The organism is Sutcliffiella halmapala (genome assembly GCF_002019665.1).
In the GTDB taxonomy this organism is placed as follows: Bacteria; Bacillota; Bacilli; order Bacillales; family Bacillaceae_I; genus Sutcliffiella_A; species Sutcliffiella_A halmapala.
This window is the reverse complement of the sequence record NZ_KV917375.1, coordinates 2,577,989-2,602,119: the sequence shown is the minus strand read 5'-3', so window position 1 is coordinate 2,602,119 and position 24,131 is coordinate 2,577,989. Positions and strand designations below refer to the sequence as shown.

At 33.3% G+C, this 24,131-nt stretch carries 22 protein-coding genes and 2 pseudogenes; 19 read left to right on the top strand and 5 right to left on the bottom strand.

What is annotated here, in order from left to right:
* The first annotated feature begins 41 nt into the window (after positions 1 to 41).
* The 10 genes and pseudogenes from BK580_RS12765 to BK580_RS12715 all read left to right on the top strand — a co-directional run bounded on the left by BK580_RS12765 (position 42) and on the right by BK580_RS12715 (position 11,272).
* The gene (locus tag BK580_RS12765; RefSeq protein WP_078380712.1) at positions 42 to 1,865 is read left to right on the top strand and encodes a serine hydrolase domain-containing protein; all 1,824 of its coding nucleotides are present in this window, start codon (positions 42 to 44) and stop codon (positions 1,863 to 1,865) included.
* Between the two features lie 523 nt (positions 1,866 to 2,388).
* Positions 2,389 to 2,865: a hypothetical protein gene (locus tag BK580_RS12760; protein WP_235864043.1), complete on the top strand. Its 477-nt coding sequence runs from the start codon at positions 2,389 to 2,391 to the stop codon at positions 2,863 to 2,865.
* Between the two features lie 112 nt (positions 2,866 to 2,977).
* Positions 2,978 to 3,160 (top strand): annotated as a pseudogene (locus BK580_RS24150) (GNAT family N-acetyltransferase); the annotation flags it as partial.
* Between the two features lie 269 nt (positions 3,161 to 3,429).
* Positions 3,430 to 4,011: a hypothetical protein gene (locus BK580_RS12750; protein ID WP_078380711.1), complete on the top strand. Its 582-nt coding sequence runs from the start codon at positions 3,430 to 3,432 to the stop codon at positions 4,009 to 4,011.
* Positions 4,012 to 4,060: 49 nt separating this feature from the next.
* Positions 4,061 to 4,615 carry a hypothetical protein gene (locus BK580_RS12745; RefSeq protein ID WP_139364890.1) on the top strand — a complete coding sequence of 185 codons (555 nt, stop codon included), beginning with the start codon at positions 4,061 to 4,063 and terminating at the stop codon, positions 4,613 to 4,615.
* Between the two features lie 385 nt (positions 4,616 to 5,000).
* Complete coding sequence (locus tag BK580_RS12740) at positions 5,001 to 5,774, top strand: Cof-type HAD-IIB family hydrolase (RefSeq protein ID WP_078380709.1); 774 nt, start codon at positions 5,001 to 5,003, stop codon at positions 5,772 to 5,774.
* A 64-nt stretch (positions 5,775 to 5,838) separates the two neighbouring features.
* A complete protein-coding gene (locus BK580_RS12735; RefSeq protein WP_235864042.1) occupies positions 5,839 to 6,135 on the top strand; it encodes a cupin in 297 nt (98 codons plus the stop codon).
* Between the two features lie 192 nt (positions 6,136 to 6,327).
* The gene (locus BK580_RS12730) at positions 6,328 to 6,768 is read left to right on the top strand and encodes a hypothetical protein (protein ID WP_078380708.1); all 441 of its coding nucleotides are present in this window, start codon (positions 6,328 to 6,330) and stop codon (positions 6,766 to 6,768) included.
* A 57-nt stretch (positions 6,769 to 6,825) separates the two neighbouring features.
* Positions 6,826 to 7,543, top strand: a pseudogene (locus BK580_RS12725) (Type 1 glutamine amidotransferase-like domain-containing protein).
* A 1,032-nt stretch (positions 7,544 to 8,575) separates the two neighbouring features.
* A complete protein-coding gene (locus tag BK580_RS12715; RefSeq protein ID WP_139364889.1) occupies positions 8,576 to 11,272 on the top strand; it encodes a sensor domain-containing protein in 2,697 nt (898 codons plus the stop codon).
* Positions 11,273 to 11,461: 189 nt separating this feature from the next.
* Here BK580_RS12715 and BK580_RS12710 read toward each other — a convergent pair whose 3' ends face one another.
* Positions 11,462 to 11,665: a hypothetical protein gene (locus tag BK580_RS12710; RefSeq protein ID WP_078380705.1), complete on the bottom strand. Its 204-nt coding sequence runs from the start codon at positions 11,663 to 11,665 to the stop codon at positions 11,462 to 11,464.
* A 375-nt stretch (positions 11,666 to 12,040) separates the two neighbouring features.
* On the bottom strand, positions 12,041 to 12,457 hold the full coding sequence (gene arr, locus BK580_RS12705; protein ID WP_078380704.1) for an NAD(+)--rifampin ADP-ribosyltransferase: 417 nt from the start codon (positions 12,455 to 12,457) through the stop codon (positions 12,041 to 12,043).
* Positions 12,458 to 12,948: 491 nt separating this feature from the next.
* Between arr and BK580_RS12700 the strand changes: the two genes are divergently transcribed.
* Both BK580_RS12700 and BK580_RS12695 read left to right on the top strand, forming a co-directional pair.
* A complete protein-coding gene (locus BK580_RS12700; RefSeq protein ID WP_078380703.1) occupies positions 12,949 to 13,182 on the top strand; it encodes a hypothetical protein in 234 nt (77 codons plus the stop codon).
* Between the two features lie 322 nt (positions 13,183 to 13,504).
* Complete coding sequence (locus BK580_RS12695) at positions 13,505 to 14,002, top strand: hypothetical protein (protein ID WP_078380702.1); 498 nt, start codon at positions 13,505 to 13,507, stop codon at positions 14,000 to 14,002.
* Between the two features lie 183 nt (positions 14,003 to 14,185).
* Here BK580_RS12695 and BK580_RS12690 read toward each other — a convergent pair whose 3' ends face one another.
* Positions 14,186 to 14,956, bottom strand: coding sequence for a MerR family transcriptional regulator (locus tag BK580_RS12690; RefSeq protein WP_078380701.1), 771 nt, complete (start codon positions 14,954 to 14,956; stop codon positions 14,186 to 14,188).
* 268 nt (positions 14,957 to 15,224) lie between these two features.
* On the opposite strand from BK580_RS12690, the gene BK580_RS12685 reads away from it, so the two are divergent.
* The 5 genes from BK580_RS12685 to BK580_RS12665 all read left to right on the top strand — a co-directional run bounded on the left by BK580_RS12685 (position 15,225) and on the right by BK580_RS12665 (position 21,679).
* Complete coding sequence (locus BK580_RS12685) at positions 15,225 to 16,442, top strand: MFS transporter (RefSeq protein ID WP_078380700.1); 1,218 nt, start codon at positions 15,225 to 15,227, stop codon at positions 16,440 to 16,442.
* A 1,248-nt stretch (positions 16,443 to 17,690) separates the two neighbouring features.
* Positions 17,691 to 18,704 (top strand): ornithine cyclodeaminase family protein, encoded by a 1,014-nt coding sequence (locus BK580_RS12680; protein WP_078380699.1) that lies wholly within the window; start codon positions 17,691 to 17,693, stop codon positions 18,702 to 18,704.
* A 16-nt stretch (positions 18,705 to 18,720) separates the two neighbouring features.
* Positions 18,721 to 19,683: a threonine ammonia-lyase gene (locus BK580_RS12675; RefSeq protein ID WP_078380698.1), complete on the top strand. Its 963-nt coding sequence runs from the start codon at positions 18,721 to 18,723 to the stop codon at positions 19,681 to 19,683.
* A gap of 610 nt (positions 19,684 to 20,293) precedes the next feature.
* Positions 20,294 to 20,638, top strand: a complete 345-nt coding sequence (locus BK580_RS12670) for an ArsR/SmtB family transcription factor (protein ID WP_139364989.1) — start codon at positions 20,294 to 20,296, stop codon at positions 20,636 to 20,638.
* Positions 20,639 to 20,680: 42 nt separating this feature from the next.
* On the top strand, positions 20,681 to 21,679 hold the full coding sequence (locus tag BK580_RS12665; protein ID WP_078380696.1) for an NADP-dependent oxidoreductase: 999 nt from the start codon (positions 20,681 to 20,683) through the stop codon (positions 21,677 to 21,679).
* A gap of 398 nt (positions 21,680 to 22,077) precedes the next feature.
* On the opposite strand, the gene BK580_RS12660 is transcribed toward BK580_RS12665, so the two are convergent.
* A complete protein-coding gene (locus BK580_RS12660) occupies positions 22,078 to 22,284 on the bottom strand; it encodes a hypothetical protein (RefSeq protein WP_078380695.1) in 207 nt (68 codons plus the stop codon).
* 274 nt (positions 22,285 to 22,558) lie between these two features.
* Between BK580_RS12660 and BK580_RS12655 the strand changes: the two genes are divergently transcribed.
* The gene (locus BK580_RS12655; RefSeq protein WP_078380694.1) at positions 22,559 to 22,885 is read left to right on the top strand and encodes a hypothetical protein; all 327 of its coding nucleotides are present in this window, start codon (positions 22,559 to 22,561) and stop codon (positions 22,883 to 22,885) included.
* Between the two features lie 194 nt (positions 22,886 to 23,079).
* A complete protein-coding gene (locus BK580_RS12650) occupies positions 23,080 to 23,418 on the top strand; it encodes a membrane lipoprotein lipid attachment site-containing protein (RefSeq protein WP_078380693.1) in 339 nt (112 codons plus the stop codon).
* A gap of 441 nt (positions 23,419 to 23,859) precedes the next feature.
* Here the strand turns inward: BK580_RS12650 and BK580_RS23345 are convergent, their stop codons facing one another.
* Complete coding sequence (locus BK580_RS23345; RefSeq protein ID WP_139364888.1) at positions 23,860 to 24,042, bottom strand: hypothetical protein; 183 nt, start codon at positions 24,040 to 24,042, stop codon at positions 23,860 to 23,862.
* Positions 24,043 to 24,131: the final 89 nt, after the last annotated feature.

The following is a 24,131-nucleotide window of genomic DNA, read 5'->3' as shown; positions in this document are numbered from 1 at the left end:
TTATACTTCTAGTTCAATAGTTGGAAAGGGGGCTAAACACAGTGAGTAATCACAATAATAAGGCTTTTAAGACGTTCATTTGTTTTCTACTCCTTTGGATCTTATTTGGATATAATCCTCTTTCAACGTTTTCTGCAAATGAAAATACTGTGTTAGAAAATAAATTAGAGAATTATATGATAGAACATGGGGGAGATGTTGCTGGATTAGCAACGATTGTGATAGACCAGGATGAAATAGTTTACAAAATGAAAGGTTATGCAAATATAGAAGAACAAATTCTGGTTAATGAAAATACTGTTTTTGAATGGGCACCCGTTTCTAAAATTCTTATTTGGATCAGTGTTTTACAATTAGTAGAGACTGGAAAGCTTAATTTAGAAACAGATATCGAAACTTACTTGCCAAATGATTTCCGCTCCAAAACAAGATTTGAGGATTCTATCACGATGCATCACTTAATGCATTATACAGCGGGATTTGATGATAGTTATACAGATTTAATGATTCATCGTCCAACGAAAAAGAGTTCATTAAGAGAAGTACTCGAAGAAGCAGATATTAAACAAATATTTCCTCCTGGTGATGTGGTTGCTTATTCAAATTATGGAAGTGGTCTCGCTGCCTTCATTGTTGAAGAAGTTAGTGGTCTAGACTATCTGGAATACATACGGAAGAATATTTTTGAACCACTTCAAATGACGAAAACTGCAATAGATTCCGAACTAGACGATAACAAATGGGTAAAAGAACAGAGGGGAAAGGTGCAGGGCTATTCGAATGCACTGCAATTGATTGAACCTAATTTTTACTCGATTCCCATGTATCCGGTAGGTAGTGCTATCGGGACAGCTACAGATCTACAAAAGTTATTACAAGCGTTATTAGCTGAAGACGGAACCCCTTTATTTAAGGATAAAAAAACGATTGATATAATGTTTGAACCAACACTATATTATCCGGGAACCAATATCCCAAGGGCAGCAAACGGTTTATTTTATTTACCATCGAAAAGTCAGCATGTTTATGGTCACAGTGGGAATTCTATGGCCTTTAGCTCCTCTTTTTATGTAGATAGAAAAGAACGTATCGGAGTTTTAGTGTTGACCAACATGAAGGATGAAAGCACGTTCACATCGGGAATACCTGAAATCATTTTTGGTGAATATGCACATGTTGAAAATGAGGTAAATTTGGAAAACTCATCTCAATGGAATGGTATTTATGAGCCGGCTCGGTTGCCCAGCTATGGGTTTAGTAAGGTATATGGATTATTTTTAAGAGGTAAAACGAAACATAGTGGATCAAATAATTTAATAATGAACGACTTAAATTATTCACAGCTAGAACCAGGTATTTACAAAACAGAGGATGGTCCTAGTTTGTACAGTCTAGATGTTTATTCAAAACATCCACAAATGAAAAACGTGTTATCTAATACATATTCAGATTTACTTTACATTCCTTACTATAAACACTTCCTAGAGTGGGGAGGAATTATTCTAGGATTAGTAGCCGTAACGTTTTCTTTCATCTATAGTTTGGTCACTATTTTAAGAAGGATATGGAATAAAAACAAGCTGCATATATTCCTTTTTAGCCAACATGTTTTAAATGTACTTATGTTTATGAACGTTCTTTGGATAGGTTATAAGACATTATCAATGACGAGTTATGCCTTTCTCAAACCATTTTTAACTTTAAATCTTATATATATAGTTATCGCTCTTGTTAATTGTGGATTTTTAAGTGTTAAGATAAAAAATCAAAGTTTAAGCAAACGTGAAAAACTAGTTTGGATTATCACAGTTATTTTTACAGTTATTTTATGTGTGAATATTTTGTATTGGGAATTTTATTATTAGATATTTCATGTCAATACTGTATAAATTTGAGATGCCAAGTATAGAAACAGCAAAAATAGAACGACAATTTTTAAAATAGATTGTATAACAAAGAGACGCAATTGTATACTAAGCGTCTCTTTTTCCTTCTTTAACTAACGGCATTTAATTCAAAAAGAGGGTTAGTGTATTTTCTGTAAAAGTTATTGTACTAACGAAGCAGAAATTGTTCAAGAATGAGTCTTTTTGTAACGAAATTAACATTAACATCGTCTGAAACATTAAAGGAGTAGGCTTTGAAGTTCATTTTTGAATTAGAGGGGATACAATGAAATTTGCTTTTTTATTAATAGTCTTATTTACCCTGAGTTCCTGTGATACTACTAATGAGTACGAAAAGAATACGCCTGAAATCTCAGGAAATAGTACCACAAATAGTGCTATAAGCACTGAGATTACATCAAGTACAGAACGGAATGTATTACAAAAATATCCTTAATATTTAGCTGAAAATGAAGGGGAACTATCTGAACTGGATTTTGAAATGGCTTATGTAATGTGTGAGAGTGTGCTTACTGACTATTATAAAGCCGTCTGGAACGGATTGGATATTGAGTTGGTAACAGTTATCGATAACGATAACCTTAAACAGTATATGCAAAAGAAAATTCAGTCCCAACATGATTTGTACGGTAATTTAAATGATAATGTCCAAAATATTACGATTGGCGATTGGGAAGTAGAGTATACGGATGATGTGGATGGAGGTTTTCTCTATTTAAAATTACCTGTGGATATTAACAAGGCTGTAGGTGGTTATAGTGAAATCACTGAATTTCTAATACGTAATATAAACGGCAATTTGGTCATTGTTGATTGGTATACTGGTGCAAAAGATAGTTATGATTTCTTGGTACGTGGTGAAAATCAAACGATTGACAATCCTAATATTTGGAATGATAGTGAATGGGCAAAGATGTTAAATAATAGACAGATAGAATTTTCAGGCTCAACGCGATAGTTCGTTATTTATAGCTAACTTGACAATCAAAGTTTGTTAATTAAAGACCAGTATGAGGCTTGTCCTCTCGTTACGAATATCTAATGAGAGGCATTTATTTCTTTTCACTAATTTAATAGATAAACAACACCAATATTTGAAGAGTAAAGGCTATAAGATCGTCCGAACAAAAACAATGAACAAATGGCGTAGCATGTTAATTTTGAATATTAAACATGGATTTGATGTCATCAGTACCGATACGGATGAAAAGGGAGTACATAAAATCATTCTTGAGAAAAAGTTACTCAATTAATTAAAATTGAATTATAAGGGACGTTGTATAGATTAGTGTTTTTATTGTAGATTAACGGGACAATTATAGGGGGCTTTATTTTGTTCGCAAACGTAATTTGCTTGTGTTGTTATAATTCCTATTCACAGTTTTAGTTTGGTATTTTAATGTAACAATAAGTAATGTAAATTCAAATATCCTAAGAACTAAATAAAATAGTAGAGTCATAGGTTTTCCTTATTTTATGTTATGATTTATATGGAAATTATAAGGAAGGAAGCAGATATAAAATGGAAGTATTACAAACTAAGTTAAAAGTCACACAAAATGATTGCGAAGAAATGATGAGGAACCTACCTGCTACAAGATTCGCTTACTGGATACTTATATTAAGTATTCCTTTTGCAATATTATTGGGATATTTTCATCACAAAAGAGCAAATTTAGCTATAGCAGAGAACGCTGAACACTTATCGAAGCTTAATAATGATGCTATATTACTGGGGATAATATTGGGTTTTATTCTGTATATTCTTTGTCAATTTTTTTGGAAATACGCTGTAAAATCTTTTGGTAAAAAGTTATACAAAACTCATAAGAAAAGAAATGCCATGTCGCTTGATATACGCTTTGATAAGAAGAGTCAGTGGTTCGTTTTTTCCGGAAGAGAGCAAGAAAAATATACGAAAAACGCTAAATTAACTATTGTATCTACGCCTAATAATTATATTTTTTACATAGGGAAAGGGTTATATGCGGGGAAACTATTCTTACCAAAACATGGAGACGAAGCGCAGAAGTTAATAGTGAAGGAAATAATTGATATCCTACATAATAAAGAGAATATTCCTATTAGAACAAGCAAAAAATGAACGTCACTTTATGCTTGATTAATAGATAAAATAGTGAGGTTTTGCCCAGATGTTAATTAATAGGATGTGTTTATTGCTTTGCTTAACTGTGATACTAACTTTGACAACAGCCTGTAATACAGAAAATATGGAAGACGCTATGAGAGAAGTTATATCCACAGATTTATTAAGTGAGAGTATTGATGATATTAAAGTAAGTATGTCCATTAATGATGAAACATTAATAAGGAAACACGGACAATTTGAACCGCATCCAGATAATGAATACTATGCCAGGAAAAGAAATACTGATCAGTATCGGAATAAAGATATTATTTTGAGTGTTGATAGAGAAACAAAGGAAATTTTACAAGTCGGAGTTTTGGAAGACAACGATACATCTTCAAGTGCAAAGGGAATTAAATTAGGCATACCAATTGAAGAGGTGATTTCTGCTTATGGAGAGGATTATTTCACTTTTGAAGACAGAGAACAAACCATTTATATAATAGGATATGTTGACCATCAAAACAATTTAGAATTATCTTTTGTGCACTTTGATGGCAAAGTGATAGGCATTAGTTTTGGTTATGCTTTTGACAGAATAAAATGGGGAAAGCAATAAATAAGATCAAACTTGCCTATAAGAAACAGGGGTATTCAATAACAGATTTGTGAAACGAAGGATGGTTTTCTTGCTGATACCTAAGTAACTTCCAAGAATCAAGCGACGAAGTAATCAAGGTCTGTTGGCCACACTAAATACAGGTGTTGTTCAAAAGGAAGCAAAGGGAGGGACCTTTGCTTCTTTCGTTTTGCGGAACAACCAAATAGACAATGGAACCGACCAAAATAAGTGAGCAAGTATTACCACAACCACACTTGTATAGTTGGATAGCTTAATAAAAACAATTCAAGCATCTCGCTCCGTACAAAGAAAATCCCCACAAATTCTAACCTATAATATCACTAAGATGGTATAATTAGGTAAAGTGGAGTTGGCGTTTATAATGAATTATAAAATAGCATTTTTCGATGTAGATGGGACTATTACCAGTCATGAAGACGGAAGTATATCAACTAAGACAAGGGAAGCTATTAAAGCATTGATAAATAAGGGAATTAGAGTCGTGGCTGCGACAGGCAGACCATTGTCAATGTGTAAGGATATAAAAGAATTAGGAATCGACACTTTTATCACAGCCAATGGTGGTTATGTAAAGCACAAAGAAACGGTTATTCATAAAATCGTCTTGAATAACACTATTGTTCGAGAAGTTTATGAGTTTGCTAGAACAGAAAATAACGCTTTGTCCTTTTACACCGAAGAGTTTAGTATGAATGGTGTCGAGAGTATGGACATATTATCGGCCTTGCAGGAAACATTATCCCTAGATAAGTATCCTATGATTAATTCTTTAGTGGACAATCAGGAAATATATTTAATGTGCTTATTTGCCGATGATGAAACCGTAAAAAAATATATGTGTAAGTTCCCTGGTCTTTCCTTTAGAAGGTGGCACCCATATGTATTGAATGTCTTGCAAGAAGATGTTTCTAAATCTGTTGCGATCAAGAAAACCTTGGACTATTTTGGCTTTAATAAGTCAGAGGCTATTGCATTTGGTGATGGAGAGAATGATATTGATATGTTGCAGCTAGTACAACTTGGTATATCTATGGGGAATGGAAATGAAAAATTAAAACAGGTTGCTAATTTCGTGACAAAAAAATCGAGTGAAGATGGCATAGAATATGCATTGAAAAAATATAACATCATCTAATTAATCTTAGTTCGAAAAACAGTTCCATCAATAAAAAGCGGAGCAGCTCATCGGGGGAATAAAAATGAAAATTTTAGATTTCAGTAAGGAAATTGGAAGTAGTATTGGTAACTACAACTCTATTTCTGCTTTTTACTCAAAAATAATGAAGACGCAGGAACCAACAAATATTGGTTTGATTCATATTGACCAAGGTGGAGTAGTTGGGTACCACGAAGCACAAGTACCTCAGTTATTCATATTCGTTCAAGGTGAGGGATGGGTAGAAGGAGAAGAGAATCAGAGAAAGTTGCTGAAAAAGGGGCAAGGAGTTTTTGGGAAAAAGGGGAAGGGCATATTTCTGGTAGTGAAACAGGGTTAACGGCCTTAGTTCTTCAATCGGAGAATTTAGAAATCTCTACATTTTCATAAGCATTATTTAATAATGAATTTTCAATAACGATACAGAGTATATCTAACTATGTAGGAGTAATTTCTCTGTTATTTTCTGAAGTTTGAAATAATTAAAAATTTTTATATTTGTAAATTACCGACGAACATAAGGAGGCGAAAAATGCATCCAGTAGAAATTATTGAGCTCATGTTTGTTGGTGCAGTACTTATCACGATAATCGCTGTCTCGTTTTTTCTAAAAGGTAAATGGCGAAAAGTTGGCTGGACAGTAGCGATCGTTATTTTAATAGCATACTCTATTTTTTATGTTGTTCGTCCGCATTGGATTGATGTACAAATTAGTGAAAAAGTAGACTTACTGGTGCCTTACTTGAAACAACGATATCCAGGTGAAGAATGGGTAATCTCAACAGTACCTCACCGTTTACCTGGCCATAAATCTAAAAATCCCTATTATATAGGGGTCATTTTTGAGAGTGAACCTGATGTTACCTACGAATATTGGATAGAAAATAAGAATAATATCTTTCAAATTAGTTTTGCGACAAATAAGAGCTTCGCAGACTTAGAACATATGGAAATTGAGTGGGATAGCGAATAATCGAGAAGCTGTGGTTGGAGATTAATAAATTATGATGGGGAATCTGGGGATGAATATATGAGACAGATTATAGCAATGGGTGGCGGAGGGTTTTCGATGGAACCAGAAAATCTTTTGCTGGATCAATACATTTTAAATCAAGTGAAAAAGGATCTTCCGAAGGTTTGTTTTGTTCCAACCGCAAGTGGTGACCAAACAAATTATATTGATAGATTTTATAGAGCGTTCAAGACGCTTCCTTGCCAACCTTCTTACTTATCTTTATTCGAGCCAGAATTTACAGACATAGAAAGATATGTTCTTGAGCAAGATGTCATCTATGTCGGTGGTGGCAATACCAGAAATATGCTTGTTCTGTGGAAAGAATGGGGGTTAGATGCGGCTATAAAAAAAGCGTATGAGCGAGGGGGTTATCCTTGCTGGACTTAGTGCTGGCTCCATTTGTTGGTTTGAAGAAGGGTTAACTGACCCTGTAAACGCACCATTATATAAATTAGATTGTTTAGGCTATTTGAAGGGCAGCAATTGTCCTCATTATGATGGAGAGAATAAAAGGAAACCCTCCTATCACCAATTAATTTTAGAGGGAAAAATAAAAGAAGGTTACGCGGTAGATGACGGTGCTGCTCTTCATTTTAAAAATGAAACACTAACTACCTCTGTAAGCTCCAGACCAAAAGCAAAGGCATACTATGTTAAATGTGTAGATAGAGAAATAATAGAAAGCGAAATTATTACCGATTACTTAGGAGAATTATCAGAGATTGCGTATTGAGGTAAAGAGAGAGTTGATTGATAAGATAAATAAGGACAAGTCTCGTTTTACTATATTGGATGGACAGACCTATGCTGTCCTTATTTATTCTAAATTAGAAGATGTGCTATTTATACTCTGATCTTTTTAACGCTTTCGCCTAGCACTAATAGAATCAATTATCTTAATAGAATATTATGGATTTAAGAAAGTTAGAAGTTTATTATAGTAATAAAGGAGTTGAAAAAATTGGAATATAATAAAATTAGTTCCACTAATTTCACTAAATTTAATTTATGTATTTTAGTATTGTCGATTATATTTGGCTTGTTAAGTATATCTTATCATGGTTTTATCCCAATGTTTTTTGCAACCATAACATATTTATTATTAACATTAGTTTTTAAAGGAAAAAAACTTGATCGTGCATTGAAAATCGCCATTTTCATATGTCCTGTTATCTATTGTATTTTATTATTTCTTAGCAACATTTAACTGATATTCTACAGAGGTCCACCTAATGGAATAAAGATAAAGGGAGATAGTAAAGTGTATTTACTTTTATTTACCATCATTTATTGTGTAATGACTCAGATTTTGAATATAGCATATGGACCTGCTATGGGAATTTACTTAATAGGTTTAGAATAATCAATTAAGAAAAGACGACCACTTTAATAGCAATCGTCTCTCTTGGTTCAGCTATTGCAACCAAAGTATCAGTTCAAGAATGAGATCATTATTAAGACTGAGGAAATTCCGACTACCGCCCAATGTATTACATGTAAGTTGTCAGGCTTCACTTAATATGTTTTGAAACAAGCATTTTAACTCCGAGCAACTGATAGGGAATGATGACACCCCTGTGATTTGTAGGGATGTCGAATTCTACACCTCATATATTGCAACCCTATTTTATTTGTACTACAAACAGGGGTTATGTAAAATTTCATAAAGAACTCCTTTGCTAGTTATAATAAATAAGAACTAATTAAATGATGAGAAGGTATTTCTATTGAAGATTTATTTCGGAAAAGTGTGGAGGTTGGCATATTGAAAAATACTGCATTTTATTCATTAGGGTTAGGAATCTTTGCCATCGTCTTCGTTATATTCGCTATTATTTTAGACCAACTTATTATTCACAAACTTTCCGATGCCCTTCATATTCCCCCTTATATCCTTCATGGAATCCTATTGATATTATTGTTATTACCTTTATTGATAATATTCAATTACATAAGGAAACAACGCAAGAAATACATTACTTCCCAAATAGAAATACAACAATATAGATTAACACTGGAAAGCTCTACTATAGCCGCTTATATTATCAGCGATAAAGGTTTTTTGTATGTTAGCCCTGCCTTTGCAGAGTTATTCGGTTATTCAAGAGAAGAATTTTATGGAAGGAAAATTGGACTTAGTGATCTTGTATCAGTTAATTTTCAAGAGATACTTTCTAAAAACATGAAAGATAGACTTGAAGGAAAAGATGTTGCTGCTAATTATCAAATAAGTGCTCGAAGAAAAGATGGGGTTGAGCTATATTTAGATTTATATCCATCATTAGAATTGTTTAATGGAATAAATGTTATTATAGGAAATGTTGTAAATATAACTGAAAAACACCTGATGAAAATTGAGTTAGAAAAACGTGAAAAAGCTCTTACTCAGGCACAGAAAACTGCTGGCATTTTTTATTGGGAATACGATACTATTCATGAAAAGCTTATTTGGAGCACCCCCATTTACGAGCTGCTTGAAATCCCGAAAAATGAAGAAGCGAGTTTTGAATTATTGTTATCAAAAGTTCATCCCGATGACCGTGAGCTGCTTATAACTAGTAAGGAACAGGAAGTAAAGGGACACTCTGTCACTAATGTGTTTCGACTTCTTAGAAATGACGGTTCTATAAGAACGGTATTTACCGTATCACAATCCATGCAGGACGAGAATGGACCACCTACCATGATTGTTGGGACCATGCAAGACATTACAAAAAGACTCTTTGAGGAAAATAGGTTAGAACGTTCAGAAGTTCAATACAAATCCCTTTTTGAAAACAATTTAGACACGGTTGTTTTGCTTGATATAGAAGGAAATATACTGTCTATTAATGAGATGGGGTTAAGGACATTTGGTTATAACAAAGAAGAGATCCTACATCAATTTGCCATCAATGTCGTATGTCCTGATTATATTGAAGTAGCAAAACGTTTATTTGAGCAGGTATTGCAGGGCGAACCGAAAAGAATCCAGCTCCAAGCCATTCATAAGGAAGGGCATTTTGTTGATTTAGACGTGACCTTCATGCCGATCACTGTGAAGTCCGAAGTAGAAGGTGTTTTTTGCATTGCTAAAGATATAACGGAACAAAAGGAACACGTGAAAACCATTGAAAAGTTAGCTTATCAAGACCATTTAACAGGATTACCAAATCGAAGAAGACTATTGGAACTAATGACTTTACATATTGAAGAAGCGAAGAATAATTCGCTTATGATGGGAATTTTGTATATAGACCTTGACCGCTTGAAATTTGTTAATGATAATTTAGGTCATGTCTACGGAGATGAACTAATCATAGAAGCGGGGAAACGAATACTTAATAGCATTCGAGCCGAAGATACCCTTGCTCGCGTAGGGGGAGATGAATTCGTTGTCATCACCCCTAATATTCCAAATGTAAAAATTACTACAAGAGTCGCAAAAAGGATTATGGCATCTTTTAAGCCAGGTTTCATTATTGATAATAAATTGTTTCGCACGACAGCGAGTATTGGAATTAGTGCATACCCTATTCACGGAACGGAAATAAATGAACTGGTTAGCAAAGCGGATAAAGCGATGTATTATATAAAATCAAGAGGTAAGGATTATTTTAAAATTTTTGAGTCAAATTTGAGCGAACTAGAGGAAAGAACGTTTATTTTGCAGACTACATTAGCAAATTCTCTTAAGACTAATGATTTCTATCTGATGTATCAACCTAGAATGGATGTAAAAACTGGGGAAATTTCTACGTTCGAATCTTTAGTGCGCTGGAAACATCTAGAATTAGGTGTAGTAAATCCTGTTGAATTTATCAAGATAGCAGAAGAAACGGGCGATATTGTCCAGTTGGGCGAATGGGTACTTTCGGAATCCTTACGAACTTTGAAACATCTTCATTTGGCTGGAAGGATAGATTTGAAAGTCTCTGTCAATGTTTCAGTTAGACAGCTATACCATTCACACTTTGACCAAAAGGTAAACGCCATGCTCCAACAATATCAATTGCCTCCTAGTTCTTTGGAACTTGAAGTGACCGAGAGTATTCTCATAAATGATGACCAAGAAATATCATTTATTTTAAATAACTTACGCGCTTTAGGCGTATGTTTATCGATTGATGACTTTGGAACAGGCAATTCGTCTATCTCCTATTTGAAAAGATTGTCGGTTGATATACTTAAAATTGACCGTTCGTTTATAACAGGTTTACCTGGTGCAAAGGAAAATGCTGCAATTACTTCTGCGATGATCAATCTAGCACATGATTTAAACATCAAGGTTGTTTGTGAAGGAATTGAAACAGAAGAAGAGTTAGCAACTATTATAGAAATGAATTCTGATGAAGTGCAAGGATATTTCATAAGTTATCCATTATCGAAAGAGGATTTGTTTCAATTTTTAAAAGATGAATCGGAGAAGGGGTCTAAACTTCCAGAACGATTCACTAAAAATAATAAGTCGCCTACTGACTAAAAGGCTATGCATCGTGTGATAAGTAGTTTAGATAATGTGGAGAAAAAAGAAAAATCTTTACAAATAGCTCCATAATTCACAGTGGAAATCTCACACCAAATAACAAATAAAAAATCTCAGAGTTATAGTCCTCTGAGATTTTTATTATTACACCTATTCTGTTAAAGTTCCCGTACGCTGAATAAGTAATTATTTATTAAATATTTGGTAATCATCAATATAGAAAGCTAGATTCCCACAATTTGGACATACAGCTGCTTTAGTCTTTGCAGAAACATTTTTGAAAAGTCCTTTACGCGTTTGACTAATCGTAATTCCAGATACGTCATATTCAACAGTTACTTTACAATCTTTTAACATTTCAGTTTGGCATTGATTGCAAATTCTTTTCATTATTAAATCCCCTCTTCAATCAATTTAAAGCTAAACTACTTCGTTTCAACTCTTAACAATCTATATACCTATTTTAACATATAATTAGAATTTCCCTTTTATTCTTTCAAGTTGAAAGTCAATTAACAATCAATTTAACAACCTAAATAACAGGGTGATATTTGCTATGTTATTTTCTGTGTCAAAAGCGAATAAATGTTGAAGTAACGGTAATTAGAATAGACTGAGTTAATTTGTGATTAAATCTGCTAATTAGTATCCTATATACGATGTTTCTCCACAAAAACTGAACTACTTAATCGTACGATATATGCCCTTTGTAAACGAAAATTGATTTCTGGTTTTCTTGAGTTATGCTTTTATAGGTTTTAAGGATTAATCGTATATTGTATTTTTTCCTTGTTCACTTAACTTTTTTAAAGATGTAAGCATATGATTTATTTCATCCTCGGAATGTCTTTCCCATGAACTTAATTCGGCTATTATTTTCAAAGGAGATTTAGACCTATAAGAACGTGTTGGGTTTCCAGGAAATCTATTGTCAGTTAAGTTCGGATCATTTTCAAAATCACCTAATGGTTCTACAATATAAATTCTTTCTATTGAATTAGATCTTGCTAATTCAGCACCCCATTTAGCAGCATTCAGTGTCGCAGTAAAATAGATATAGTTAGATTTTTTTTCTTGGTAATTTGATAAGTATTGTGGTTCTAATAAATCCCCAATTTTTAGTTCTGCTTTAGTACCATGGAAAAATGGACCATTATCTAAGACATCTTTTTCGTTATTCATACTGATACACCTCCTATATTTTTAGGTTGCATATAAGAGTATAGTATCCAAATTACAAAAAGAACAGTCTATAAATAACTTGTAAATAGCAGTATAATGTAAATAGAGAGAATGATAATAAACGACAATTACCTATTCTTTACGTCACGATTAGCAATCAACGTTTTTGATTGTTGGTGGTTTTACGGACTTACATCTGGTGTTAAGTGATATAAGTAATCTGGCGCAATCCTGTAACAAGGAGCTGCGCTCGTTTTATTTTTACCAAGGTGAAAACATATTGTAGGAATATATAGATTATTAAGCAATAGGGCAGTTTAGTGTAACAAAGTTATTTATAATTCAATAATATAAGGAGAATTTTCCATTAAATTAGTACCAGGTTTATAGTTAAGCTAACGGATATGATTGCAGCATAGATGGTCGCCCCTTGCTTAAGGTTTTCCGTATAAACTACAAAATTCTGTCTAATTATTAAAGGGGTGATGATATTGAAAAAACTTAGCTTAATTTTATCTTTAATATTTTTGTCAATAGGTTTATTGGGCTGCCAGCAAAGGGGTAAAGAAGAGGAACTTGACAACGAGATTTCTAAAAATGTAGCCAATACTACCACTCAAAATACGCCAAAAGGTATGCCAAGTGATTTTAATTTTTCTACTCAGTTCGGTATTAAAAAAAAGAATGAAATTAATACTTTCAATGGAACCGTGACCAAAGCTTAATTCCTAGTTAAAGATAAGGGGATTAGGCTTTTTTAATTAAAAATCGTTGACTTTCTTCTATTGGTAAAAAATGTTGACATCAAGTGGTAAATTTCGTGGCAAGTGCTGGTAAAAAACATGACAGAGATGATACATTCTTGTGGCTGTAATCACAATTTTAGTCTATTTCTTGTAAATTTAAGGATTTATAGCATTATGTGGTAAAAAATATGAAAATTCAGTTCTTTCGCTAACTAAGAAGGTTTGTTGAAGAAGTAAACCGTATATACAATAATAACTATCTATTTTAAGATAAATAAATCTGAAAAGAGGTATTGTTTTAGTGAAAATACGCTGGTTCATCTATATAGTAATTGGAATTATATTTGGAGTGTTTGACTTTTTTTCCCATAGGTTTATTTCTAATGTACTTGTTCAGGGAGAGGCTTTTTGGAGAGTATTGACTTATGGTGTTTGGTTAGTACCGATTGTCCCCATTGCTCTATATGAAGCACGTATTTCCAAATCAATAGTGAGGTCTGGTTTGGCGAGTAATTTGACATGGCTCTTTTCAATTATTTCTTATTACCTATACATGGCATTTCAGCTTGCTTTTATAGGAGTTTCAACAAGACCAGAATTACATATATCCAGTCAAGGAGACCCATTCTTCTGGGGGAATTGGAAAAGTGTATTTTGGGGTGATATTCTAGGCAATATTGTTGAATGGAGTGGTGTTGCAGTAGTAGGTGGTTTCATTGTTGGTTTTTCAGTTAGCTTTATTTATCTTCGTTTTGAGAAACTTATAAAGTTTAGAAGAACGATAAATAAAGATATTTAAACTTAACACTATTCTTATAAATAACGTTTTTCTTGTACTAACGGGAGCTTTAATTGAACAAGAACAGTATATTAAAGGAAAAAAGCTTGGGATGTTTTATTAGTTGTTATTCTTCAACATAAGCTCCCGTTAGTGGAACAAAGGCTCTTGAGAGTCATTTACTTTTCAGTTACCCATTGTATCTTACTTATTATTACCTTTACTATTTTCTTTATCATCATAATACGTGTTCAATTCTTTATAAATATAGTTAGCTATGTTTTCAGGAAAATAGCTATTGAACTCATGATTGTACTTGGCAAAAAAGTTAACATCATCAATAAGACTTAAAAAGTTTCTACTCGCTGGAAATAGGTTATCCATTTCGTTTAGAATTTCTTGTACTTTTTTTCTGCTTGTAGAATCATTATGCTGAATAGCATTTTTAATCGCTTGAATTAATTTCCATACTTCTCTATCCATTTTCTCCTTATATTCTGGATCATGAAGCAACTTTATTTCTTTCATGAGCTGCTTGTCAGTTCTAAAATATTCTTCCCATGCTTGTATTTGTGATTTTTCCCGCCTAAATAAATCAAGCATAATAAAAGCAAATTCATCTAATTCTTCCTCAGAAATACCTTCCATGTTGTACAGCCGATCCATTCTCGTAATTACTTCTAACTTATCATTTAATTCCGCTTGTTTTTTTTCAATTAACTGCTTCTGCACCTGCAAAAACTCTCGACCTTTTAACTTCTTATTAGTCATTTGTTCTTTTATTTCATTTAAGGATAAACCAAAATGTTTTAAAATCATGATTTGTTGAAAAAGTTCCCAGTCTAGTCGTGTATATACTTTTCGACCATTTTTATTATGTTTTTTGGGGGTAAGTAACTCCATTTTATCGTAATACCGTAGTGTTCTCACCGTTGAACCTACTAATTTTGCAAATTGACCAATTGTCACTTCCATATTAACACCACCTTACTGAATTATATACTGTTACGTAAGGTCGCAATCAATAGACTTGTTAATAGTTTTACTATTTATTAGAAGGCTCTTTGGGCTTTTAGCAAAAAAGCTATCTCCCGCAGGAGTCTTCGCCTTGTGCTCCAATCAACAGCTAGGGTACCTAAAAATAAACAATGTACTTTAACAAAGCCTATTAAAAAAGGTTGCTTACGACGTTACGTCACAATTTATGATTGGTTCTATATTAAGTTTGAGAGGAAGGTTATGTATGGAACAACAATCATTATTTCGAAATCGCCCTTTTATATTTCTATTTATTGGTAGTTTTTTGGCACTTATTGGTTTTAGCATGTTTTTCATGACAACGACTTGGTTTGTCATTTCTGATTTAGGTTCTGCTAGTTCATTGGGCATTATACTTATTGCCATTACTGTGCCACGTATTCTCATGATGGCATTTGGTGGGGTTCTCGCTGATAAATTCAAGAAGACGACCATTATGTTCAGTACGAGTTCCATTCAAGGAATTCTACTAGTTATCATATTTTTATTGAACAATGCAGATCAATTAACATTTGTATACCTGATCATTTTAGGATTCTTTTTTGGAACATTAGATGCTTTTTCTGGACCAGCTGGGACATCCTTAATCCCGAAAATAGTACAGAAAAACCAAATACAACAAGCAAATGCCGTCATTCAGGGATTGGGTCAGATTGGTTTTGTTATTGGACCTATTATATGTGGGAGTGTCATGGAATTCGCTGGCGTAACCACTAGTTATTTAGTCTCGGCTATTATTGTTCTTTTGTCTGCCTTTTTTATGTTTCCACCTTTATTAAAAGAAGGTCCTGTAGACAATACAATTAAACAAACACCGCTTAAAGATCTCATAGAAGGGTTTTCCTATGTAAAAGCAAGTGAATTTTTAGTTACAGGTATCCTTATTTTAATTACGTTAAACTTTTTTGCCTTCGGAGCGATATCCATTGCAATCCCAATTTTAGTGGAAACGTATGGAGGGACACCCATTAATCTTAGTTACATTGATGCAGCTTTAGGGGGTGGGATGCTAGTAAGTACAGCAATAATCGGTATGATCAAAATACGCCGTAGAGGATTAACCTCGATTACTGGATTAATCGCAACATTAATCGTAGCGATAGCATTTAGTCAAATTCCTAATTTATATATTTTGACAGCATTAGCGTTCTTCATTGGATTTACCATGACCTTTGTTGCAATCCCGTTTTTCACTTCCGCACAAGAAGATACGGATCCACGCATTATGGGGAGGGTCATGAGTATTGTCTTCTTAGCTATGAATGGGTTTGATCCGCTTGCCTATGCAAGTGTAACTTTACTCGTTTCTAGAGGATTTGATATTCAATTAGTCATTTTGTCCTTTTCTATTGTTGGATTAATTATTGCTCTTGCGATTTTATGGAGAGGGCAGACGTTTAGAAATTACAAGTCTAACTATTAATTCGCCTTCCGGAAAGAGGCTGGGACAAAAGAATATTTGTTAAAGAAAAATCCGAACTATTATGCGAAATTCTAAGTAGAGTTTTGCATTAGTTCGGATTTTTTTGGACTCTGTTAAACACCGCTGTTGATTTCCGCCCAAGGCTTCGCTTTCCGCGGGGCGCTTGTGGAGCCTCCTCGGCTTCGCCTGTGGGGTCTCCACAAAACGCTACCTCTAAGCAAGGAGTCTTCGCCTTGTGCTCCAATCAACAGCTAGGTACTCTAAAAATCAAAAGTGTACTTTAAAAGGGCATTTAGATTAAATCGTTCGTAAATAGAGATGGGGATTTAATTAATCTTAGTATGTTTTAGGTTTTATAGAAAAAGTCCCTTTCAATTCTCATATATTTTTACTTATTTGGTTGGAAGATAGGTTTAAGTAAATTATTTATTCCACTTATGAAACTATGCGTATATATGCAAGTTGGTTAATAACTTGCTGCGCAATATTAGTCTAGTAGGTAATACAAGAGTTAATCTGGACTGTTTGCAAGTTTTATTCCGAAGCTATTATATATATTTGACAAAACACTTTCTGTAAATAAATCCTATTGTTAAGAAAAACAAGATCTCCAATAGTCTAAAAGCAACTCTAAGCAATTCATGCAAGAAACTCCTCCCTTTATAAGAACAATATGCAAACTAGTTAAAGAGTTTGTCCCAGCCATCTTGTCCTTAACTTAGGGCAATGCGAGTGTTGTTTTTATTGCATGATTACAGCTATTGAGATGTACTACCTCTAGTATATAATTTCCCGTAAAATCACAAAAAAGTGTACCAAAGAATGACAGATTGTTTACCATTGCAATTAATCTGGTGATAAAAGATATAAAAAATTGATTGATTCTCAATAAGGTAAGCCTTATGCAAACAGTCTAGATTAACTCTTGTAATACGTAGTAGACGGATACTGCGTAATAAACATCCTCTAGTTCAGAGGGTTTTGTGAAGTATTTCACATAACGGGAGTTGAACAAGAAAAAACATTTACGTTGGGTAGTTTTACGATTCTCTATTGAAACTTTAATAATATTTATGCTATATTAATGCTAATAAAATAACACGGTGCTGTTTTTATCCCCGGGTAAAAACTATAAAAAGCATTGAATCTCATTCCCATTAGGGCCTATTTTTAGGAGGGGTGAGATTCAATGCTTTTTGTTTTTTAAGTCATCATTTTTATTTGAAAAGCAAAAGGAGGTTAATATCTATGTTTAAAATCAGAGTTTTAAGTAATGAGGATGTAAAACAGGTATTAAACGTCAAGCAGGTGATTAGATTAGTTGAAACAGTTTACCAGTCAAAAAGTGATAGTAAAGCAGAAACCTGGCCAACCATTTTTTATGATTTTGAACCGGGTAAGGCAGATATGGACATAAAATCAGGTTATTTAAAGAGCGAAAAGCTATTTGGACATAAGACCGTAACATGGTTTGGTAATAATGAAAAAAAGGGCATTCCAACTTTAATAGGAGTGATTGCCGTGTTTGATGCTGAAACAGGTAAGCCTTTAGGGATAACGGATGCTTCGTTCATAACAGGGATACGAACAGGAGCATCTGGTGCAATAGGTGCTAAATATTTAGCCAGAAAAAATTCTAAGAATCTACTTGTTCTAGGAGCAGGAAACCAAGCAATTTTTCAGATTGCTGCCACATTAACAGCATTGGCGAATATAAAAATGGTCAGGATAGCAGCCAGAAATAAGATAAAACTAAAGAGTTTTGTCAGCGGTATTTCTCAAAGTCTACAACAAGACTTCGGGATCGATACAGACACGATCATATTTGAAGAAGTTGAATGTTTGGAAAGTGCAGTTAAAAACAGTGACATCATCATAACTGTTACTTCTTCAAAAGTACCGTTAATAAAACATCAATGGGTACAAAAAGGAACACATATTTCCTGTATAGGTGCGGATATGGCTGGTAAACAGGAAATAGAATCAGAAATCATGTCAAATGCAAGCATATTTGTAGATGATAAGGAGCATTGTGTTCAGGTTGGTGAAATTGAATTACCCCTTAAACAAGGCATAATCACAGAGAGTAATATTACTGGGGAGATAGGTGACTTAATACTAGGAAAGATTAATGGAAGGTCCAACGTTGAAGAAATAACTGTATTTGATGCAACAGGAATGGCACTTTTAGATATTTATACAGCAAAATTTGCACTACAAGTTGCAGAAGAAAAAGGACTTGGAATAAAATCAGAAATTTAGAAGGTGGGAACTAATAATGAGTTTTAATGTTAATCATGTTAAAAATGCTTATGAACGTATAAAAAAGCATGTACCTAAAACACCTCTTGAGGAATCTTTTTACTTGGGGAACGAAAGTAATAAGTATTTCTTTAAACTTGAATCTTTTCAAAAAGTAAAAAGTTTTAAAATTCGTGGGGCTTTAAATAAAATGATGACCTTAACTAAGGATGAAATGAGTCAAGGAGTTGCAGCAATTTCTTCAGGTAATCATGGAAGTTCCGTAAGCTATGCAGCTTCTATCCTAGGAATAAATAATGTAAAAATCATTGTTCCTAAAACTACACCGCAGAGCAAAATAGATAAAATCCAACATTTTGGAGCTGAGGTAATACTTTTGGGCGATAATTATGATGAAGCTCATTCATTAGGAATTGATTTTATAAAAAAACACCAATTAACATATATTGATGCTTACTATAGTGATCCAGAAATTTATGGTGGTCAGGGTACAGTAGGGCTAGAAATTTTAGAGCAGAATAATGACATTGATACTATCGTTGTACCGATAGGAGGAGGTGGCCTAATTACTGGAATAGCTGTTGCGGCTAAAGCTATAAAACCAGAAATTCGTATCATTGGAGTACAAACAGAAGCATGTCCTGCTATGATAAAATCATATGAGGACAATATTTTTTATGAAGAATATCCAAGCGAGGAATCAATATGTGATGCTCTTGTTGGAGGAGTGGGTAAGCTTAGTTATGAGTTAGCCAAAAATTATGTGGACGACTTTATAGTTGTTTCAGAAGAGTCTATTGCTAAAGCAGTTAGTTTCATGGCAAAAAAAGAGAAGTATATTGTGGAAGCAGGTAGTTGCACAACAGTAGCTGCTGTTATAGATTACAGAGAGCGAATTGGAGGAAAAAACATTGCTCTTGTTTTATCCGGAGGTAATATAGACGGAGATGTATTGACTTATATTTTATCTAAGTACTAATATTTGTGTTTTAGTCAGGGCAACTTTATAAACTCTTTTCCTGACATAACTCAAACTTGCAAGCAAAAATTGCTATAAATTCAAGTAGGCTTTCCTTAATAAATGAGAGTCCCTATTAAAAGTATGAGGTGAATCAGCTTTGTGAACAATTTACTTATTTTAATGGATTCTCATGTTGGATAAGAGCAACTAACAAATAAAAGTTTTTACTGCACAGTACAACCATACTATTCAATAAAATTGATATTCCACAATTGGCGCGATTGTTGTAGAAGACCAAAGCCTAATTCCTCGTTAAAAATAAAGAGGATTGGGCTTTTTCACTTGAAAAACGTGGACGTTCTTCTATTGGTAACATGTTGACATCAAGTGGTAAATTGCGTGGCAAGTGCTGGTAAAAAACAAGCAGAGATAGTACATTCTTGTGGCTATAGTTAGTTGTACTTGTTAGTCTCTCTTTTATACAACTTTCTTCTGGAATACACCACTGTTAAGATTTGATTCGTCTCGATTTGCTTTCTCAATATTGCACCGAATACAAGAATAGGATAATGTTGTATTCAGTCATATGGTTCATCAACTTAAACTGTTCAACCGATTATTGGAGGTAATTAATAGAATGAATAAACAGGACCAATTAAATATTATCAAAGAAGATTTTATAAATTGTCAAAAAGTACTATTGGCGATTGGTGATGAAACACGTCAATCAATCTTGTTAGTTTTAATGGGGACGGATTGTCAATCAGGATTGCGTGTAGGTGAAATTACAGGACAAACACATCTTTCTCGTCCTGCAGTGTCCCATCATCTTAAAATTTTGCGAGATGCCGGTATTATTTTAATGCGTAAAGAAGGTACAAAAAACTTTTATTACATTAATGTACGTACAAAATTAGGTTTATTAAAAACTCTTGTAACGGATATTGAAGAGTTAATGGAGAAGTTTTATTGAAATTACTGAAAATAAACATACAAATAATTGGAGGTATCGGCAATGAGAGCAATGGTTATTGAGAAATATGGGAAAGTCCCAATGAATTTGGTAGAAATGCCTACACCTGAAATTGGTGAATATGAGGTACTAGCAGAAATTCATGCAGCTAGTATTAATCCTGTTGATTTTAAGATACGCGATGGGAAAGTGAAAATGTTAGTTAAATATAAAATGCCTCTTATCCTTGGGAATGACTTTTCTGGTGTCGTGGCAAAGGTCGGCGCAAAAGTGACTCGTTTTAAAGTTGGGGATGAAATATATGCCCGTCCACGTAAGAGTAACATCGGTACTTTTGCAGAGTATATCGCCATTCATGAAAATGATATAGCGTTAAAACCTAAAAATTTAAGCTTCGAGGAAGCAGCATCGATTCCTCTGGTCGGGTTAACCGTATATCAAGCCTTACATGACATCATGCAATTACAAAAAGGACAAAAGATTTTGATTCATGCTGGTGCGGGTGGTGTCGGTACCTTTGCTATTCAACTGGCAAAATTAATGGGTGCCACTGTTGCAACGACTGCAAGTGAAGCTGGTACGAACTTAGTAAAATCTCTTGGTGCAGATGAAATTATTAATTACAAGACAGAAAGATTTGAAGATATATTGAAAAATTATGATGCAGTTTTGGATACACTTGGAGGCAAGATCCTCGAAAACTCATTCGATGTGGTAAAAGACGGAGGAAAAATTGTTTCCATTTCGGGAATACCGAATGCTCGTTTCGCTAAAGAATATGGTTCGGGATATTTGAAAACGGTGCTGTTTTCAATAGCAAGTACTAAACTTACTGCTCTTGAAAAAAAGCATAATGTTCAATATACGTTTTTGTTTATGAAGCCAAGTGGAGAGCAGTTACGTATTATAGCAGACTATATTGAGGCTGGTAAAATCAAACCTGTAATTGATCGAGTTTACCCCTTTAATGAAGCTCAAAAGGCGATGGAATATGCCGAGTCGGGAAGGGCTAAGGGGAAAATAATTTTAAAAATTAAGTAGTTTAAACAAAACAAAAAGCATGGCCAAACTTTCCATTTTTCTTATAAATGTTTATATTCTTGCATCCTTACTATTTTCGCTCATTTTTATTTAATTCTGTGTATGTGTACACCAGAAGAGCTACTAGTGCAAGAGGTTTCAATTATTGCCGCACCCTGGGGTAGAAGTTATATTTAAAATTGAATTAGTAATTTCATTCTCACCTATTCCTTGCACTTCCAAAGGGTCGTGTAAGGGTTATTATGAACTTCTTTGATTAGTTGAACAAAAAGGCGAATTTCCTTTAATCTATGTTACTGCCTATACAGACCCTAAGATTCCCTAGGTGGTAGGCGAGTATAACCGATTAGGGAGAGAGTCATAGTTCCAATGACATCAAATTTATTATATTAATTTATTTAAAGTATTAATGGCAGAATGACTACAATAAGTCCTGCAATTAACAGAATACTTCCGAATATACGGGATAAAAGGGTTTCGTCACCTGTAACACTATTCCATAAAACAAGATTTATCAGAAATAGGGCTTTTTTCTTCAGCACCAAGAATCCCACAGCCATAACAAAAATCCCAATGAGAACTGTAATTATTGTTTCAAAAGGCATAAAACATTACCTCCTATTGTAAATAAGTCCATTAATAGTTCTGTACTTCCTACATTTAAATATACGGATTCACTAGAAAAGGGTTTCAAACTAAAACAAATGCTATCACTTATGTTGTGAAAAAATAATAAATGATATTAAACTAAAGGGTACTTTCTTAAGAAGGAAAAGTGCCGTTTTTTGTAGAAGTTATTAAATTAACTGGTAGATTAATTTAAAAGGAATTTATCTTAGTTTATCGAAAATTTATTGAAATTAAGTTAGAGGTGAAAGAATGAAAGTTATTACTTTATGTGGATCTACAAAATTTAAAAAACAGTTTAGAGAAGCAGAAGCAACTCTTACTTATCAGGGTAATATTGTTCTCAGCCTTGGTTTCTTTGACCAAAGTGAGAATATAATATTATCAAAAGAGCAAGAAGTACTTTTTGAACAAATGCATTTCCGGAAAATTGATATGAGTGATGAAATTTTTGTTATAGATGTTGATAAATATATAGGTAAAAGTACCCGAAACGAAATTGAATACGCTAAAAGAAAAGATAAGGTTATTAGGTACTATTCTGAAACAGACCTTCAACCATTACTTTATGCAAAATAGTTTTACCCTTACTAGGACTGTAGTTTAGAAAATTAGGAGTGGATTGCATTGTCATTAAAGGATGAAATTCAATTAATGATGAAGGACAATATAGATTTAGGCTGCTACAAACACGATACTAAGTCACAATTTTTCAGAATATATACTTTTAACTAACATTATATTTATTCCTGAAAAAGGAAGGAGTAAAGGTAATGAAAAAAATACTAGAAGTGCTAGTTATATTGTTTATATTAAGTTCATGTAGTCAAAGTGATTCAGGATTACCGGCAAGATTATTGAATTTTGACGGTAAAACTTATGAAGGAATGGGGCGAGTAGACGATATAGAAAGTAACAAAAATATAAAATATACAATTAAAGAAGAAGTTGGTGTCATTAAGAAGACTAGTAAAAAAACTAGACGTCATTTATATGCTAGTGAACTAGAAAAAGGTTCAAAAGTATATTCTGTTTATGAGGATGAAGATATACTTATCGTAGAAAGGAAAACAACAGATAAAATAAAGGAAATTTATAAGTTAATGCCTTAACTTGTTTTTTATACAATATTAGTAAACGAGTCTATCTAATAAGTCGACATTAAGACAATAAAATGGTACTTTTTAAGCATTAGGGATTGACCCTTTTGCTTTGCTAAACAAAAGAAGCGACTAAACTATCCCCATGTAGCATGTATCCTTTATTAGTTTTAGTTAGAGAAATGGGGGATAACTGGAAAAATGAAGGAATATCAATGCTTGAAATAGCGATGGATTATGAGAGAGAAAATTATAAAAAGGATAATGAGTCTCTTGATAGCTGAACTTTAGTATCTTTCCTCTTTTGTCCTTAGGAACAGAGAGGAAAAGATTCACTTAATTTCAGAGTGAATTCGACTTTCATTGAAATATGTCTCCAATTTTACGATAAACTTTACTGTTAATGTTTCAACCTTAGAATTCAAAAAACTGTCTGTAACATTACCTCAAGCTTCAGAAGGGATTTTCCTCTTTCACGAACGGTATCAAAATAGTAAAAACGGAAGTCAAAAATAGCAACCAGAAAAATACAGAAAAAAGACTTAGTTTATAAAGAGCATTGCCTTTCATTACTAATAGACCAACTGCCATGTCATATAAGGCAAATAGGATGTAAGAAACTCCGAACCAGTTCACCAAACATTTCCTCCAAGTTTTATTCTGAAACTCTCATATGTGTTTGTCAAGACAGCTTCTGTAAATAAAAAACCTATTATTATTAAGAA